This window comes from Cellvibrio chitinivorans (assembly GCF_035117775.1).
GTDB lineage: Bacteria > Pseudomonadota > Gammaproteobacteria > Pseudomonadales > Cellvibrionaceae > Cellvibrio > Cellvibrio chitinivorans.
Genome location: NZ_JAYKKN010000005.1, coordinates 248,984 through 268,289 on the forward strand (window position 1 = coordinate 248,984; position 19,306 = coordinate 268,289).

Annotated in this window: 11 protein-coding genes; 2 read left to right on the plus strand and 9 right to left on the minus strand. The window is 47.7% G+C overall.

Annotation, left to right across the window (positions count from 1 at the left end; genetic code table 11):
- The first annotated feature begins 35 nt into the window (after positions 1-35).
- Entirely contained in the window at positions 36-638 is a 603-nt protein-coding gene (locus tag SPL68_RS14890; protein WP_323815961.1) for a hypothetical protein, read from the plus strand.
- A gap of 75 nt (positions 639-713) precedes the next feature.
- Here SPL68_RS14890 and SPL68_RS14895 read toward each other — a convergent pair whose 3' ends face one another.
- Together SPL68_RS14895 and SPL68_RS14900 are read right to left on the minus strand one after the other, a co-directional pair.
- Positions 714-2,177, minus strand: coding sequence for a family 43 glycosylhydrolase (locus SPL68_RS14895; protein WP_323815962.1), 1,464 nt, complete (start codon positions 2,175-2,177; stop codon positions 714-716).
- 180 nt (positions 2,178-2,357) lie between these two features.
- Entirely contained in the window at positions 2,358-5,144 is a 2,787-nt protein-coding gene (locus tag SPL68_RS14900) for a TonB-dependent receptor (protein WP_323815963.1), read from the minus strand.
- Between the two features lie 438 nt (positions 5,145-5,582).
- Between SPL68_RS14900 and SPL68_RS14905 the strand changes: the two genes are divergently transcribed.
- Positions 5,583-7,214 (plus strand): sodium:solute symporter, encoded by a 1,632-nt coding sequence (locus tag SPL68_RS14905; protein ID WP_323815964.1) that lies wholly within the window; start codon positions 5,583-5,585, stop codon positions 7,212-7,214.
- A gap of 393 nt (positions 7,215-7,607) precedes the next feature.
- On the opposite strand, the gene SPL68_RS14910 is transcribed toward SPL68_RS14905, so the two are convergent.
- The 7 genes from SPL68_RS14910 to SPL68_RS14940 form a co-directional block, all read right to left on the minus strand.
- Positions 7,608-8,798, minus strand: coding sequence for a pectate lyase (locus SPL68_RS14910; protein ID WP_323815965.1), 1,191 nt, complete (start codon positions 8,796-8,798; stop codon positions 7,608-7,610).
- Between the two features lie 365 nt (positions 8,799-9,163).
- Complete coding sequence (locus SPL68_RS14915) at positions 9,164-11,992, minus strand: TonB-dependent receptor (RefSeq protein WP_323815966.1); 2,829 nt, start codon at positions 11,990-11,992, stop codon at positions 9,164-9,166.
- Positions 11,993-12,096: 104 nt separating this feature from the next.
- Positions 12,097-15,495: a LamG-like jellyroll fold domain-containing protein gene (locus SPL68_RS14920; protein ID WP_323815967.1), complete on the minus strand. Its 3,399-nt coding sequence runs from the start codon at positions 15,493-15,495 to the stop codon at positions 12,097-12,099.
- A 298-nt stretch (positions 15,496-15,793) separates the two neighbouring features.
- Positions 15,794-16,093, minus strand: a complete 300-nt coding sequence (locus SPL68_RS14925) for a hypothetical protein (protein ID WP_323815968.1) — start codon at positions 16,091-16,093, stop codon at positions 15,794-15,796.
- A 130-nt stretch (positions 16,094-16,223) separates the two neighbouring features.
- Positions 16,224-17,762 (minus strand): methyl-accepting chemotaxis protein, encoded by a 1,539-nt coding sequence (locus SPL68_RS14930; protein ID WP_323815969.1) that lies wholly within the window; start codon positions 17,760-17,762, stop codon positions 16,224-16,226.
- 52 nt (positions 17,763-17,814) lie between these two features.
- Positions 17,815-18,099, minus strand: a complete 285-nt coding sequence (locus tag SPL68_RS14935; protein ID WP_323815970.1) for a hypothetical protein — start codon at positions 18,097-18,099, stop codon at positions 17,815-17,817.
- 147 nt (positions 18,100-18,246) lie between these two features.
- A complete protein-coding gene (locus tag SPL68_RS14940; RefSeq protein ID WP_323815971.1) occupies positions 18,247-19,215 on the minus strand; it encodes a glycoside hydrolase family 43 protein in 969 nt (322 codons plus the stop codon).
- Positions 19,216-19,306 lie beyond the last annotated feature (91 nt).

The following is a 19,306-nucleotide window of genomic DNA, read 5'->3' on the forward strand; positions in this document are numbered from 1 at the left end:
ATTACTCAACAATAATTCAGCAGGGATATAAAAAAATGAACAAGAAACGCCTTTTAATGTTGTGCGGAATGATCTCGATTGCCTTCTCGGCGAACATGAGTGCAACAGCACAAATAGCTCAGACCTCACCTAAAGTTGTTAACCCCAGCGCCAGCTACGCTGAAAGTGACCAACTCAAAAACACAGTAAAAAGCATCACAATCCCCTCCAAGGTTTTAGCTAATTCATGGGCGTTTACTAATTGCGCATATTGCGAAAATGATGTCGCTGATTACATTAAGAGCCACTCACAGCTTCCCACCGTTTGGCATCAATACGTCAGCACGCCGCAGGGAAAAAATCTGAACAATGACCGCACCAGAGAGAGGCTCGGGATAAAACTAGAAGATGGAGGCACAATCGGAATTGAGACAAGAACAACTGACGACTCTATATCCATTGATATCGTTACAATCACAGACCCTAACGGAAACAACGTACCCAAAAGCGCGAAGCAAATTAATAAGAGCACAAGATACAAATCATCCGCTGAATACTTTCCAATAATTCAAAATGTACTCTCCGAAATTGGATATATGGCAACAAGAAATGCCTCGACAGGAATCATCACTCTCGATACAAAACCTCTTAATCACTAATGCTCCTATACAGCCAAGAAAATGAGCCCCAGCATTTCTGCTGGAGCTCATCGTTAGCACTTTAATCAAAAATACTTACTGAGCTTGTAGCGTAAACATTTGGTTAGTGCTATTGGCAATGCATTCCCATTGATTCAGGTTTGCACCGTCTGCTGTGGCAGCAGCAGAAATATCCAAACACTTTTCGCTATTGCGATTCACAATGCGATAGCGCCCTGAACCAGCCGATTGAAAACGGAATTGTTGGGCGTGATTGGTGTAGGAAGTCCATAACATCAGATTCGCGCCATTTGCTGTTGAAAATGAATTCACATCGAACGCCAAACCCGTTGCACTTAATGGCGAAATTTTATGCCAGACACCATCTACCGATGTGATCGAAAACTTTTGGCAATTATTATTCAACCAACTCCACTGGCGCAGATTAGTGCCCGCCGCAGCTCCACAATTTTCAACATCCAGCGCTTTACCAGAATGCACAGGAGTAATACGGTAATTGCCACTTACGCGCACATTGTTATCTGACTTGATAGAAAAATTGCGGCTGAATACCGGCCAACCATTGGAGAAAGTCATTTGCAATAAATCCAAACGCGCAGGCCAACCGGTAGATGTAGTGCCATCGTAATAATGGATAGACGCTAAATGCTGGCCGTTATTGTAGTAATAACCAAAGTGGCCAGGGCCGATGTATTTGCCATCGGTCATCAACACATTGCTGCCGCCGTAGTTCCACAGGTTCACACCGTTTTTATCCAAAAATGGACCGGTCGGGCTGGTAGAGCGGCCAGTCACTATGTAGTAATCGCTATTGCTACCTTGGCAACATTCGCCGAGGTTTACAAACATGTAGTAATAGCCATTGATGTATTGCACTTGCGCCGCTTCAAATTCATGCCACGCATAGTTATTGCCCACCACTGGGTAGCGAGTGGAATTTAATAATTTCCCGGTCGCAGGATTTATTTGGCGAACAAATATTCCTGCGTAGTGTGAGCCGTAAACCATCCACACATTGTTTTGTGCATCGCGATACAAACCCGCATCGATAGCATTTACCGGCTGCCCACCTAAAGTGCCTTCATCAATGGTCGAGACGACCATCCCTAAATCAGTCCAGTTCGGATTATTGAGTGAGTTAGTCACCATCACCCCAATCGCTGAACGCATTCCCGATGTCGCGGAGAATGCTGAATAGTACAAATAATATTTGCCATTCATTTCGATTAAATCAGGCGCCCAGAAATTTCCATCAAACCCCGGCACCTTGCTATTAATCCAACTGGGATAAGTATTGGCAGGAATCGGCGATGGACCGCGCTGCCAATTCACCATATCGGTTGAATAAAGTGCATTGATCGGAAAATTACTCGCGCCGCCACCGGTACCAAACGTCCAGTAGGTATTTCCTTCTTTAATAATGGTGGACGGATCGTGAATATCCGTTGTGCCATTAATCGTAATAGCAGCAGTGTGAAGACTGAAAAAAGCAGATACAAGAAGCGCAACACTTTTTAACAAGCGAACAAAGTTACACATAGAAAGTCCCTCATTTATTGATTATTTTTTAAGGCGTTAAAAAAAATGAGCTTCATCATTGCAATTGAAATTCAAAAGCAACAATGAAACTCAACGACAAAGACCAATGATTGATCTTTATGAGTTAGTTAAAACACTTAATAGAAATTATTAAGTGTTTTAACAAAAGCGAGGTAAAACTTAGAAGGTCAAACGCGCACCAACTGCAAAGGTACGGCTGTAAAGTGCTGAACCAAAGTTATTGGTGGTTGCACCGTTTTCACCGTAGTAACTTTGATAAATTTCTTCGGTGAGGTTGGTGCCATCCAGAGTCAATGACAGGTTGTCGTTAACATCGTAGGTTACTTGCAGATCCAGACTTGATTCTGGCTTTCTCCAAACTTCCAGCGGGTTAGCAAACAGCGCAGCTTCATAGTTATTCAGGAATGCGCTACGCCATGCGTAAGACAAACGCACTCCCAGATCATTTTTGTCATAAGCCAATACAACACTGTAAGACTCGTCAGACACACCAAACAAGTCAGTTTCTTTGCTGCCAGTAATGTTGCCCGCAGAATCAGTCATTGGCGTAGTTTGTGATGACTCAAGCGCGGTATAACTCGCCTGAACACCAAAACCATCCAGCACTGAAGGTAGGTTATCCGGGAACCAAACAGCGCCCAATTCCAAGCCTTTTAATTCACCGTTTGATGCGTTGTAGGGTTGATTCAGTACATAAGTACCCATATCGCCATCAGGAGTTTCATGCTGTACTTGACGACGGAAATCGATAACAAAACCTTCGATATCACGTTGGAACAAAGTACCGTACAGCGAGCTGCCTTCAGCAAAATACCACTCCAAAGACACATCGTAGTTTTGTGATTCGGTAGGCTTCAGATCTGAGTTGCCGCCATTAGCTGTACCATAGCCAATTCCGGTCACGTCTTCGTTATAAATGATTTGCGAATTCAATTGTGCAAAGTTAGGACGACGCAGAGTTTCGGTATAAGCAAAACGTGCGTACAGGTCATCTGCTAATTCATAACGAATATTCAAACTCGGCAATATTTTAGAGGCGCTGGTTGAACCCGGATAAACATCCAGATCTTGGGATGCAGTATCAGTAAAAGCCATATCAGTATTGGAGCTGGTATAACGCAGACCGATTTCACCATCCAATGTTCTGCCCGCAATTTCAGTTTCATAACTTGAAGTCACATAAGCAGATGCTGTTGTTTCTTCAATCTCAAAACTTTTAACCAAATCCTGCTTGGTCAGACCATAAATTGCGCGCATTTCATCTGCATGAGAACGCAGATAATAACCGTTTGCTACTGCCCAAGTGGTTGGAACGTCTGCATTGCCATCGAAGAAACCTTTGTTGATATAGGTCATTTCATCGGTGATAGTTACTGCATTGTTAAAGCCTTCCTGACGACTAAAGGATTCAGCTGCACTGCGCTCATCAATACGGACACCAACGTTAACTTGCTTGAAGAAACCACCTTCAGTGTCATAGCTAACATCAGTAGTGAACGTAGTTGCATCACCTTCATTTTTATTAGCATTATCGTAAAGCTGCGCGGTTTTCCAGTTGGCAACATCGGCAACATCGGCTTCATTAAGCGCAGTGTCTGGATTGTCGATAAAATTAAATGCTGGAATACCGCCGCCCGCATTGAAATCCACATTCAAACCATAACGAGCACCTTCATAACGCGCTGCAATAAAATCTGATTCAAAGGTACTGTCTTGATAAACCAATTCAGATTTTACTTTCAGGTTATCAGTCAGATCCCAATCGCCACCCAACGCATAAACAAAGCTATCAGTTTTACCGGTAGTCAAATCGCCACTGGTGAATGACCAGTTATCTTTCACGCTTCTGGATTTAACAATGTTAGTGCCATCAAATAACACCACATTGGCATCCGCCGCTGCAGTTGGGCTGTTAGCGTAAGACCCCCACCAGTCAGCAAATGAGAACAACAACGAGTTAAAGGACTCGTTGCGATAGCCATTGTAAAACGCTTCAAAGGTATATTCTGATGTGTCATTTGGAGCGAATTGCAAAGACACATTTGCGGCTGAACGCTCACGCTTACCAGTAAAGTCACTGGAGAAAATTGCATCACGGCCGAGCAAATATTCCATCGGCTGGCCATTTACATCGAGCGTAGAACCTGGAGTGTTAGGCAGACCATTCAGCTGACCAGGAGTCCAAATTGGATTCTCACTCACACCATCTCTGGTGAGGAAAACACGCTCATAGGCAGTAAATGGTGCAACAGGGTTATCAGTTGCAAAAGGCACCATAGCGCCAGCAGTTACACTCTGGTCTCGGTAGTTGGTTTCCGCGTAAGACAGGTTAACCAAAGCACCGAATTCACCCGAACCAGTTTCCCAGCGGTTGCTCGCCAAACCACTGATAACCGGATCGGTTTTATCTGCTTGTTCTTGATTAACGGCACGAGCTGACAGCATGTATTTGCTGCCGTCAAAATCAAATGGGCGCTGGGTTTTAATATCAACCGAACCAGCAATACCATTTTCAATTTGCGAAGCCGAACGGGTTTTATACACATCCACTTGCTTAACCAAACTCGCAGGGATGTCTTGTAACTGAACCGCCAAGCCAGAAGCGGTGAAAATATTGCGGCCATTTACAGTGGTATTAATATCGGTCAAACCGCGAATAGATATACCGGTAACCTCACCAGATCCACGGTTGGTCACTTGCACACCGGTGATGCGCTGCATTGCTTCGACCACGTTGTTGTCGGGGAACTTACCAATATCTTCTGAAACAATTGCATCAACAATTTGCGTGTTATTGCGCTTTACATCCAAAGCTTGAGTCAAGCTGGCACGAATACCAGTAACAACGATTTCTTCTATTTGACCATCTTGTGCAACTGCTGCTGCCGATGCGCCCAAGGCGGCGATCATAGCGATAGATAAGCTAAGTGTTTTTTTCTGGAACATGAGTGATCTCCCGAGGGTGACCGCCGCCGAATGAGATTCTGGCGTGTGCAATGCGGTCGTTATTATTGATCTACCAATCCTGTCTTATCAGAGCTGCGTGAAATCACGATGCTAACCATCGGCACCAATTTCTACATATTGTAAGACAATTTAATGGTATTTCTCCGGCATGGGAGCGTCAACGGGCAGACAGGTTTTTTACGGAAACCTAACATCGGGTAACGATTTGCCAGACAATTTCGTTACCTAGAGTTACAGAAATGCGCCACTCGCCCAGTCAGAGAAACACTTTGCACCAAAAACACGCTGCTATGGCCAATGGAGATGAAGCAGGATTTCCCGCCAAAATATTTGTATTACAATAATATCGCTCAAAGGGTGAGCAGCTCATCAAGCCCGCCCTAGCCCTGTAGATAACATCAATAAAAAGGAAACCCCATGATTCACTTTTCCTCACTCGACTGGGTGGTGCTGGCCGGCTTTATGCTGTTGCTGGTCGGCGTTGTCATCTGGTCGCTATTAGAGAAAGAAAAAGATACGTCTGATTATTTTCTCGCAGGTCGCAACGCCGGTTGGCTTGTGATTGGCTCTTCGATTTTTGCTTCCAACATCGGCTCGGAACATTTGGTGGGTTTGTCTGGCGCGGGCATGCAGTCGGGCATGGCGATGGCGCACTGGGAGTTGCAGTCCTGGATTATTTTGCTGCTCGGCTGGGTGTTTGCGCCCTTCTATTGGAGCAGCAAGGTGTACACCATGCCTGAATATATGGAGCGCCGTTACTCATCCAATTCGCGCACGTTTTTATCGTTTATTTCGCTGGTGAGTTATGTGCTGACCAAAGTGTCCGTCACCGTATACGCAGGCGGAATCGTTTTAAAAACAGTACTTGGGATCGAGTCGCTTTGGGGCATCGATTTTTTCTGGATCGCCGCTTTAGGTCTGGTCATTGTGACGGGAATTTACACTGTGCTCGGCGGCATGAAGGCGATTATGTGGACCTCGGTTTTGCAAACGCCGGTGCTGATTATTGGCTCGCTGGTGATATTGGTGGTGGGTTTGGAAAAAGTCGGCGGCTTTGCAGAGCTTGAGCGAATTAACGCTGAGAATATGCATTTGATTCGCTCCGCAAGCGATGCCAACTTCCCTTGGCCGGGCGTAATTTTTGGTTCATTTATTATCGGCTTTTGGTACTGGTGTACCGATCAATATATTGTGCAGCGCGTACTTTCTGCCAAAGGAATTCAAGCGGCGCGACGCGGGACAATTTTTGCTGGCTACTTAAAACTGTTGCCGGTGTTTATCTTTTTATTCCCTGGCATGATCGCCTTTGCGCTGCATTCACAGGGTCAAATTCAAGTTGATAGCGCCGACCAAGCTTTCGCGGTATTAGTCTCGGAATTATTGCCTTCCGGTATTAAAGGCATAGTTATCGCCGGTTTGCTTGCAGCACTGATGAGTTCGCTTGCCTCACTGTTTAATTCATCCGCAACGCTATTCACCATCGATTTTTATAAAAAATATAAACCCGCTGCGAGCGAAGCAAAATTATTAAGCGTTGGCCGCACCGCCACCATAGTCGTCGTGATTTTAGGTGTGGTGTGGATTCCGGTAATGCAAATGGTTTCCGATGTGCTCTATGAATATTTGCAGTTGGTGCAAGCGTTAATCGCGCCGGGAATTGCGGTGGTATTTTTACTCGGCGTGTTTTCCAAACGCATCACCCCCACCGCTGGTTTTATCGGTTTGGTGAGTGGATTTGTACTGGGCATGTTGCGTTTGGTACTGACGATTTTTAAAGATCAATTGAACCCTGATGGATTACTTTACAGTTTGGTCACCATGAATTGGCTCTACTACTGTTCACTGTTATTTGTAGTGATTTGCGCTTTGGTGATTATCGTCAGTCTGTTCACTAAACCGGCGAGTGATGAACAACTGCAAGGTTTAACCTACGGTTCGATTAGCGCTGCTCAGCGCGCAGAAATTCGCGCGGGAATCGATAAATGGGACATCATTCATACCATTGCAATTGTGGCTATTACCATCGCGATTTATAGTTATTTTTGGTAATCGATTCAGGCGCTTTTATTTTTATTTTTACGTAAGCAGAAACGCAAACCGCAGGCACATCGCCTGCGGTTTTTTATTGCGCATTATTTGTGGAAGCAAAAAAAAAGCCGCTACAGAAAGCTGTAGCGGCTGAACAAAGTGGTGTGGTTAAACAGCGACACACCATCCAACGACAAAGGGGTCAAACTCCTGACAGAACACAAGCTCTACTGAGCATAGAGGTTAAAACATTGAGGGGATTAACCATCTATTTGTAATATAATATATCATAATATAAATAACGCAAGGCTATTTTTTATCTTTCTCATTTTTTTACCACTGACCATAAAAAAGCCGGGCACATGGCCCGGCTTAAATACATCAATCACAGCGATCACAAAGAGGCGTTGCGGGTTAAAGCGCGCTTACGTCGCTGGTTGAAACATCGCAGTTAGCGGTGTTCCAGTACTCACCGTATTTGGTCGATTCACTACCCTTCTGCACACCTTTGAACTCTTCACACACTGGCGGCTTGCCGCGTGAATAGCTTTTGATTTTCAGGTTGCGGATGGTGGCTTTGTCGCCAAAGTTGCGGTTTACCCCAGCGATACTGCCGATAGTGCCGTCGACTTTCGCATCGTAAACAATCAGGTTGCGCGGGCCGCCGTTACTGGAACAGTTGCCACAGGAGCGCCACAACTTACCGTTAGTACCTTTGGCGGTGAAGCCGCCGGAGATAATGGTGGTGCTGTTTTTGGAGTTGTGCTGGAAGATCTTGTCAGGCTTACCACCGTAACCGCTGCCAGAAGCGTTGTAAGCAGAACCGCCGACGATAGTCATAGTGCCACCCTCGGATTTGTTGGTCGCCGCATCCTCGCAGATATCGTTCCACACCACATCGGTCAGGGTGCAGTTACCGTTGTTGCAGTGAATACCATCGGAACCACCATTAGCCGCGAGCTTCACATTGCGAATCGATGAGTTTTTCAGCGTAATTACCGCCGGTTGGGATTCACTGTCACTGTTACAGCTCAGGCCGATAGTTTTACCGCCGCAATCGACAAAACGGTTAGTCAGAGTTGCACCCGCCACACATTCGCTGGAGCTGCCGACTTTTTGGAAGGTCCACAACTGCCCTGCACCACCCCAGTAGCTGAACATGCGCACATCGGCACCCGCAAACATGCTCATGCCCCACACATCCATAGCGCGGCCACCGATTTTATTGGTGATGGAGTAGTAATCGCCCCCAGCGGAGTTGATGTACCAGCGCTGGTTGTCGGCACCGGTATAAGGCCACTGACGCACCTCGGCACCATCGTTAGGGTTCCACTCCCATAAATCGAGCGCTTTACCGCTGTGTACTGCGCGAATGGAGTAAGTGCCGTCACTCAGAGCGGCGACATCAAACTGCTGATTGGTGCCGCCCATAGCAAACCACTGCATAACATCGGCGCCATCGGCGGTGCTGAAGTTAGCTACATCAATGGCATTGCCGTTGAGTTTGGACACAATTACGTAACGGCCATTGGACAGCGCCGCATAGGTGTTAAGGCTCGCCAAGGCACCAAATGCCAACGCGAGAAAGAAAGAAAAACGTTTCATTGTTCGATCTCCAGTTTTTATCTTTATTAGGAAAACCACAGCGCAGAAAACGGCTGTGATGAGAGCTGTAGTGCCTCTTTGGATCGACCGGGGAATTGCCTTGATAAACAACCATCTTGACGAGCTGCAGCCAGAACTGGTCATCGCCTTATTAGTATTATAATAATTTTATGTGAGATTAAAGATTGAGCGGCAGGCTGTAAAGGTCAAATCATGAGCAAGGCGCCGCATAGAGAAAATTTCGGCGCGTGATTAAACATAATCGGAAATAGCCACCCCAAAAATGAAAAGCCCCGGCTGCATAAGCCGGGGCTTTGGGTGAAACATCAGACAAGACAATAATGTCTTGCCTGTTTTTTTGCCGCTTAGAACTGGTAACGCGCACCCAAGGCGAAAGTCTTGGAGTAAACGCCACTGCCAAAGTTGTACAGATTTTGGTTACCTTCACCGTAATAGCTTTGGTAAACATCATCCAACAGGTTGGTCGCGTCGAAAGTCAGCATAAGATCATCTGTTACATCCCAACTAACCTGTAAGTCCAAGCTTTGCTCTGGACGGCTCCAGAACTGAATTGGGTTAGCAAAGATTGCCGCTTCATTGGCATAGTAGAACTTTTCACGCCAGGTGTAGGACAAACGCGCATCGAAGATATCTTTATCGTAAGCCAGCACCACGCTGTAGGACGAGTCAGATACACCTGCCATTTTGGTCTCTACATAACCAGCGACGCTTCCATCAGTATTATCATAAACAGGTGTCTGCTGGGATGAGTCCAGTGCGGTATAGCTCGCCTGTACCCCCAAACCATCCAATACCTGCGGCAGATTATCCGGGAAGTAAACCAAACCAACTTCTACGCCCGACAACTCACCATCGGCCGCGTTAGCGGGTACGCTCAACACGTAATCCTGCGGATTACCATTTTGATTCGGACGATTAACCACCATTCTGCCAGGGATCACCGCCCCCTCAATTTCGCGCTTAAATACGGCGCCATACAAAGAGCTATCCTTGGCGAAATACCACTCCAAAGACAAGTCATAGTTAGCTGATTCAGTCGGCTTAAGATCAGGGTTACCACCGTTCGCTGTGCCATAACTGCCAGAACCTTCCGTCAAAGGATCCTGGAAATATTGCAATGGGTTCAAATCAGCAAAATTAGGCATACGCAAGGTTTGGGTATAGGCCGCACGACCGACCAGATCATCGGTGATATTCCAGTTCAACGACAGACTTGGTAGTACCTTATCAGCCTTGCCTTCACCGGTAGCATAATCATAAATATTCGTGTTCACCCCAGTTTCTGACCAAGCCTTGATCGATTGGGTGTAATCCACATAGCGCACACCAATATCACCGGAAATGCTATCGCCCAATGTATATTTAGCCGTTGCATAGAGTGCAGCAGACTCTTCAACAACCTCCAATGTTTTCACCAGCGACTCCGACTCAAGCCCGTAAACGGTACGCACTGCACCCGCATTATTTAACAGGTAGCTACCATCGGCAGTGATAAAACTGTCAAAGGTATCTGCACGGCCTTGGAAGTAGTCATTTACGGTAAAGACCAAGCCTGAACCATCACCCGAAGCACCAGCGTTGACCAGCGCGGTCATCAACTCACTCACGGTTCTGCCGCCGGTATCCCAGGATTCCTGACCGCGACCAAATTGTTGAGCGTTACGCTCTTCGTAACGACCACCAGCTTTGATGGTTTGGATAAAGCTGTTGTCCAGCTCCCACTCAACATCGGTCGTGAACGAAACAGAATCGCCAAGATCACGCCCACCGTTATCCCACATGCCGGATGCGTTCCAGTTTTCAACTGCCGCCATATCGGATTCATCAACACCGGTCGCAGGGTTATCAATAAATTCAATGGAAGGTACGCCATCGCGATCGTTGTAATCAACATTGATGCCGTAAGCGGTGCGTTCGAAACGCATCGCAAAAAATTCATTGCTGTACTCACTGTCTTGATACAACAACTCGGATTTCACGGTCACATTGTCACTCGGTGTCCACTTGGCACCCAGCGCGTATAAGTAGCTGTCGGTTTTACCGGTTGCATAGTCACCACTTTGGAAACCACCATTGCTCCAACCCTGATGCTCTTTAACAACATTAGTGCCTTCATAGATGGTGGGAATATCGATATTGCCGAATTGATGCTCAAAGGTATTGCTGAACCACATGGCATTTTGTGATTCATTGCGATAGCCGGTGTAGAAAACTTCACCCAACAGCTCCAACTCATCATTCGGTGCCCATTGCAAAGACACACTCGCCGCCGGACGCTCGCGCACACCGGTGTAGGATGTACCAAAGATCGCATCGCGCATCAGCAGATATTCATAGTCGGTGCCGTCAATAGCAAGGGTAGAACCCGCGCCATTGGGCAGGCCCATCTCCAACCCCGGCTCCCATAAACGAGTATTGTTGCGTGTACTGGGGATCATTTCGTAAGCGGAATAATCAGGGTGCGGATTACTATTAAAGAAGGGAAATACTGCACCCGCTGTCATAGTGTCATCGCGGTAATGTGTTTCCGCGAAAGAGATGTTCAGCAAAGCACCAAACTCGCCACCACCTTCCAGCTCCCAGCGGTTGCTAAACAAAGCACTGACGTTAGGATCAATTTCATCTGGCTGATCGGCATAGATACCGCGCGCAGCCAGCACTACTTTTGAATCAGTAAAATCAAATGGGCGATTGGTTTTTACATCAATCGAACCGGCAATACCGCGCTCTACCTGATCAGCAGTACGGGTTTTATAGACAGTCACACCAGCGAGCAAACTAGCGGGAATATCTTGCAGTGCGATGGCGCGACCGATACCTGTGTAAACATCGCGGCCATTCACAGTAGTGTGTACGTCAGTTAAACCACGAATAGATATGGTGCTCGCCTCACCTGCGCCGCGACCGGTAACTTGTACGCCAGTCATGCGCTGCAGCGCTTCGATCACGTTGTTGTCAGGGAACTTGCCGATATCTTCGGCAACAATCGCCTCAACTATCTGACTGCTATCGCGCTTAATATCCAGCGCTTTAGATAAACTCGCGCGAATACCGGTTACCACAACTTCTTCAACCTGCCCCTCTTGAGCTGGTGCATCTTGTTCTTGGGCGCTCGCGATTTGTGCAGTCATGGCTGCCAGCATCGCACTCGCCAATGCGGTTTTCTTAAACATAATAAACTCCAATATTGTTATTAGCCTTGAGTTAATGTTTTAGGCATTAACACAACCAGAAAGGGTTGATTGGGGGGATTACTCCCCCCTGCTTTGAGCCGCACTTATTGCGCAGCACCTTCCTGATAGAGCGAGTTAATCTTTTCTGCGCTGATAGTGCCGGTGAACACTTTCAACTCGTCGATAGCGCCGTTGAACGGGGTATCCCAGTAGTTCACACCCAGTGCGAATTCATTGGTATCGCCTGCTACAGTCATCACGCGGCGGAAGTCAGGTGATTCCAACTGCAATGCGCCATTTACGTAGAGCTTGATGGTGTTGTTATTTTCACCGTCAACCATGATCACGATGTGCGACCACTGACCCACTGGGATGCGATTCGCCAATTCAGCGTTGTCGTAGAACGACGGACCATTTGCCCATACGCGGGTTTTTGCAGTGCCAGCCATAGAGGGAACCAGACTCAACCAGTAGTTACCGTTAGCACCGCCGAAGAAGGCAGTGGTGTAATCGGTAAAGGCGGTTGGTTTTAACCACATAGAGATGGTGTAGCTGTTGGTGGTGATCAGATTGTCTGGCAGACGTACACCCGAGGTGCCATCCAGATTCAGCGCCGAACCTTTAATACCTTCAACGTAGCTCACTGCACCGCCAGTGTTATTCATACGGTCACCAGTCACGGTACCCGCTGCTGCAACAGCATTCACTGAACTCAAGTCGCCTTCAAAGCTGTATTCCGCTGGTGCCAGAGACTTAATCGTTACTTCAAAGTCTTTAGTGTCAGTGAAATCCTGATACTTGATATGCGCAGTCAAGGTGATGGTCTTGTCGCCTTCATCTGCTGTTGGCTGGTTGACTACCGCAGTGCCATTGGTTGGTTTCAAGTATTTTTCATCACTTGAAGTCCAGCTGATACCAGAGACAAACGGACCTACACGAACCAGCTCAAAGTTCTCGCGCACCGCTGACATATCACCCAGCTCCAGCGCGTCTTTTACGAAACCGGCGAACTGTGATGGATCGGTCAGGTTGTTGATGGCAGCGCCGTTGATGTCCAGTGAACTCAGTGCGTAGTCGTAGACGATGAGTTCATCGATTTGGCCTACAAACGGCAAGTCCCAACCGAAGTTCACACCCAGCGCAAACAAACCGCCGTTATTCGGAGTGAAGATGTCGTCACGCGGCATGGAACCAGCCAGTGCGCCATTGATATACATATTCATCATGCCGCCGGTGTAGGTAATTGCTACGTGCTGCCATTGATTGACGGGCGCACTAGTTGCAGCCACAACCTGATTCCAGTTGCCGAGATAGTTACTCCAGATCAATTGTGCTGACGTGAACCAGGCTTTGCCGGGGATATAGCTAAACCAGTGATCAACATCAGTAGCACCGAAGAAAGCAGGTGTATGGTCAGTCAACGATTCCGCATTGACCCAGAACGCAACGGTGTAATCGCTCGACTTAATAATGTCGTCCGGCAGACGAACACCGTTAGCACCGTTAAAGTCGTAACCTTGGCCGGCATAACCTGTTGTATAAGTTGGTGCGCCAACATCCACATTTACCAGATTGTTATCGGTTGTTTTGGCTGCTGCCAGGTTACCCATGGAGTCAGTCATCACATTTTCAAAGGTGTAGTGCGCAATTGCATTTTTGAACTCAGGACGCGCTTTTACCGTTACGTTAAATGCTTTGCTAAAGGTTTGACCATCCAACTCCATGTTTGCAGTCAAGGTAACGTTTTGGTCGCCCAGATCCGGGGTAGGAATAAACAGATTGCCAGCTGAGTCAATGAAGTACTCGTTGCTGCTATCCCAACTAATTTGGGTACCGCTCTTACCAACGGTTGGCAATGAATAGCCTTCATCCGCAAGCGTTAGCTCGGATTTAACATCCAAAGCTTCACTAACTGTATTCAGCGCCGCAGCGGTATCAGCAATCGCATCAGTACGAGTACCAAACACGCTGGCACCTTTGCGCGACATAGCAGTAAACACCGGCACCAACTTCTTCAGACCGTTATCCCACTGCCACTTGAGCACACCAAAGTAGGTATCGGAATCCAGCGTCAGCTTGATAGAGTTATCGCCCTGAATGGTCCAGGTGCCCTTATCGCTACCGCTCACAGTGCGGTTGCTATGCAGGGTGACATAACCGGATTTGATCGCCGCCTTGTTAACACCTGTACCTTGGTTCACGAACTTGTAGTGACCGGGAACTTCAGCAACATCAACCACGTTGTCGCCCGCCAATGGAACATAGCGCTCAGGTGATACCACCAGCCAGCCTTCGTTGTTCACGAACATTTCGTGGGTGCGCACCGCGTGAGCTTCAGGAACGGTTGGATAAGCTGTTGCCGATGTAGGGAAACGAGTGTGAGTTACCAACAGGTGGCGCTTGGTCGCTGCATCATAGATAGCTGAGTTGTGACCGGGTGATTGGTAGCCCCAGGATGGATCAGCCTCGCCCAGAGTTTCAGTGAACTCAAAACCGCCAAGCAGTTTGCCGCCGATTTCCAAACCGCCAGTTGTGGCGATATCAACACCCGCTGGATCAAGGTAAGGGCCATTCGGATTTTTGGAGCGCGCGATACGAATGTTGTAGCCATCGTTAGCAGCAAAACCAGCCACTGAGTAGAACAAGTAGTAGTAATCAGCTACCGGGCTGTACATCACAAACGCACCTTCGATAGCGCGGAAGTCGCCACCTAACAGACGCTTGCCATAACCTTGACCGGCTTTAGGCTTACCAGTGGTGGTATCCATTTCCAGCACAAAAATACCGCCAGAGTAAGAGCCGTAGACCATCCACAGGCCGCCGTTCTTATCAAAGAAAGCAGCTGGATCGATCACGTTAGGATCAACCGCACCATTCCAGGTAGTTTGACCGTTATCGAGTGGATAGCTGGTGAACTCAGCCTCTGTGCGATAACCGCTGCGCAGGAACACACCCTTGTTTACGTAAGGGCCTTCAACCGAGTCTGCCTCGGCCAAACCAAGATACGAACGGTTCCAGCAACCGCCATTGTCCGCTTCGGTTTGTGCGCAGTGGTTGTAGTAGAACCAGTATTTGCCGTTAGGCGCCTGAATAACATCGGCCGCCCAGTTACCCTTGTAACCATCAGTCCAGGCGATACCTTCAGCTATTTCAGTGGAATAGGTATTAAACAGCGGGCTTTCATCTACCGACCCGTTACCTGAAAGTACCGAAACATATTCCCAGTTAATCAAATCTGATGATTTAGCCGCAGCCAGATGCGAGCCAAAAATGTAGTAATCACTGCCCGCTTTTACCACCGATGGGTCATGTACGCCGATGTCCGCAAATGCCACAGCACCTTCGTCGGTCATGGGAATATCGCTAGACATGCTTGGTTTAGCGTAAACCGGTTCAGGGGACGCAGGCGTTGTGGAATAGGTTTTCTCACCGCCACCACCGCCGCCGCAACTGGCCAATGCCAGCACGCCGCTAACGGCTAATGCTATACGTGTTAGCTTCATTTAGATGCACCTCTCGTGTAGTTATTTCTTATTAATTTGGTGTAGCAGTTGCAAGAACAGATAGCAGCTCTCTCACCCACTACCATTTGGAACCAGAACGTAAATTTATAGTTATGTCATACAATATTATGATCGCTTAATATTGTCATACAAGTTCACCTAGGTAAAGTTTTTTACGGGCGAAACGAAAGGCGTGGCAATACACGTGTAGAAAAGTAGCAAATGAGATTTACGTCAAAAAAAAACCCGCACTAGGCGGGTTTTTAAAGCAGTAGCTGAAAGGTAAAAACTGAGGGGATTAACCCGCTGAACGCGCCTTATATGCACGCACTACAACGTTGAAATCCTCGGCGAACTTTTGCAGTTCATCTATCTCTTTCTTTTCTTCAGAGCGCGACAGACCGGCACAACCAACATAATCCTGTACTGCTTTTACGTAAGCTTTTACGTCGTTGTTTGCCTTTACCATTTGCGCGGTTACAACGGTAGCAGCATCTGGAATTTCCGGTTTAGCGGCAGGCTTATCACAGCCAGCAGCAGCCAGAGATGAGACAACACATGAGGCAGCAAATACACCCGCTACAACAAACGCTTTCATAGAATTTCCTCTTTTCAAAATTAAGAACCTAGCCCAATTAAAATCTGTTTAAAAACAACCTAAGCGACCAATAACAGTCGAAAATTAAACGCGCTAATCCTTAACTCGTTCACTCTAAATCCATCAAAAACTAAACTCTAAAACGCCCCACCAACTCCGCCATACGCCCAGCCATTTCCGCCAAGTTACCTGTGCTGCTGGTGATACGGCTGGAGCTTTCTGCAGTGTGAGTAGCAACCGATGAAATGCGATCGATATTGCTTTCAATCTGACGCGTGGCCGCGCTTTGCTGCTCGGATGCTGCCGCAATTTGATTGGTTCTATCGCGGATCACACTGACGATTTCGGTGATGCGTTCCAGCGCGTGGCTCGCGTCATTGGCTTGGGTTACTGCCGCATTTGCCTGATTGGTTCCCGCCGCCATCATTTCTACCGCTTCGTGCGAACCAGATTGCAAACGCTCGATCATCTCGCGAATTTCAGTGGTGGAGCTTTGGGTTTTGGATGCCAGTGTGCGCACTTCATCCGCAACTACCGCAAAACCACGCCCCTGTTCACCAGCGCGCGCCGCTTCAATGGCCGCATTCAGTGCAAGCAAATTGGTTTGCTCGGCAATGCCGCGAATTACATCCAACACCGAACCAATACTTACCGTTTCTTTGCGCAGGCGATCAATTACATCGGCGGCGGTTTTAATATCGCCTGACAAGTGCGTGATCTGCCCCATGGTGTTCACTACCAAGTTTTTACCGGACGCCGCAGCGCCATCGGCTTGCGATGACTTATCCGCAGTTTCGGTCACACTCACGGTTACGTCCTGAACCACACCGGCCATCTCTTTTACGGCACCTACGATGTGTTCGATTTCATTTTGCTGGGTGCGAATTTCACGCTCGGTATCGCGCGACATTTGCGACAGATTCACCGCGCTGTCACTCACCTCGCGTGCCGTCTGCGCTACGCTGGCGATAATCGACTGCAAGCGCTCAACAAATTGGTTAAAGCAGCGCGACAACTCGGAAACTTCATCCGTTCCAGCCACCGGCAAGCGGCGAGTCAAATCGCCTTCACCCTGCGCAATATCGCGCAGCGCCGTCACTACATTGCTTACCGGGCGCACAATACTTGCCTGCACTGCGTAGGCGAGCGACGCCGCAATCACGCTGATGACCACAACCAATATCAAGCCCGAGTAAAAAGCGTCTGTCGCAATCTCATCGATCTCGGTCATATCAACATGCATGCTGATTGCACCAATAGTGGCGCCGTCAGATTTAATCGCCTCGGTGATCGTCAACATATTGCCTTTGGCTTCGATACCCGTTGCGCGCGGGCTACCAGACAACTCGCGCGGCACGGCTTTGGAATCGGTATTTTTTTCATACCAGGCAAACGGGGTTTTGTTGTTGTACACCACCGCACTCAAAATGCGCGGGCTTACACGCAAAGCACCCAGCGATGAGCTGACAGTCGCCGAGTCATCAAAGGTCATGGCGCCAATACTGGCCTCGCCCAATACCTGCGCCAAGGTGCGGGTATCTTCAATAATTGCCTTTTCCGCCGTTGCAATACCGGCGCGCGCGGTTACCAATGTAGTCACCACTACAGCGGCGATACAGGTCAGGGTTACGCTAAATAGAATCTTCCATTTAAGTGATAAATTATTCACTTCTACCTCAGTTGGGTTCACAAATAATGGATGTATGCAAATGTGATAGTGGTCACAGTTTGCCCGTAAGATTAGCAGAGCAGATTATTTCCGCCTCTTTTTTTATTTCTTTTTTAGAATAAAAAACCGTTTTTGCGCCACTTTCCGAAAAATACGGAATAAAAACCGCATTTCGCGACGAAATCCTGTCATCCAAAAAAAGAAACAAGCACAAAAAACAATCGCCGCCGATTTTTAGGCGCTCATTTTTTGTAATCAGTGAGTAGATCAGGCGCTGTGCTGCACTTCCCGCAGACAACCATCTACCTACTCCATTTTTTATCGGCGCCAATAACACAAACTTTACCGATAGCCTTGCCGAATTTCGGAAATAAAAAAATCCACTCATCGGTCAGGAGTGAGTGGATTTTGTAAATCACTAATGGCGAAAAATTCTTTAGTAAAAATTAATCAGCCGCAGACATTATTTAATCATTGAGATTAATTAATCGATCATCGACGGCTTACCAAACACCGGCATACCTTGATCATTCCAGCGCAGCGGTTTTACAAAAGTGTGGCGATCAGGGTTCCACAGCGGGTCGCCTTCGATTTCGGTGTAGGTGCGCGCATGGTAAACCAGCATCACGGTATCGCCATCTTCTGCGTAGGTGAAGCTGTTGTGGCCGGGACCGAAGATTTTGTTAGGAATATCCGAGCAGAGCACTGGCTCTTGCGCTTTAGTCCAATTAGCCGGATTTAATACGTCAGCATTTTCATCAATCCACAGTAAGCCCATCGCGTAATTTTCATCGGTCGCGCTTGCGGAGTAACTCAAAAAGATTTTGCCATTGCGTTTTACAATGGATGGGCCTTCGTTCACCCAGAAGCCGCGAATTTCCCACTCAAATTCTGGTTTGGTGAGCATCACTGGTTCACTCGCCAATTCCCACGGAGTTTTCATAGGCGCGATATAAATATTGGAGTTGCCGCGAATGGCTACGTCTTTCTGCGCCCACACATAGTAGAGAACATCTTTGTGGGTAAAGGTAGTTGCATCCAAACAGAAAGTGTCGATACCCGAATCCACTTGCCCCATAAATTCCCACTCGCCTTCAAGCGGATTCGCGTTTTTATTGCGAATCGCGTACATGCGGTGCTGGAACAGATCGAATTTAATTTCGCGGCTTGGCGCTGCGGCGAAATAAACATACCACGCGTATTCGCCGGAGGATGGATCTTTGTTGAAATGAATTTCCGGTGCCCACACCAGTTCGCTGTAAGGGCCGGTATCCGGCTTGTGCCAAGCATCTACGGTCGGCGCTGTGGCCAACTCTGCAATCGTTTTTGCGCGACGCAATTCAATACGATCGTATTTCGGTACAGATGCAGTGAAGTAGTAGTAGCCATCGGTGTGTTTGTACACGAATGGATCTGCACGCTGCGGGATTAATGGCTTTAATAATTCGCTCACAATTTTTCTCCAAACTTTCTTTAATTTAACCGTAAGTTGGCGGTGAGCTTGCGAACCCCAACACGACCATGTAACCGCACAAACCAAAACC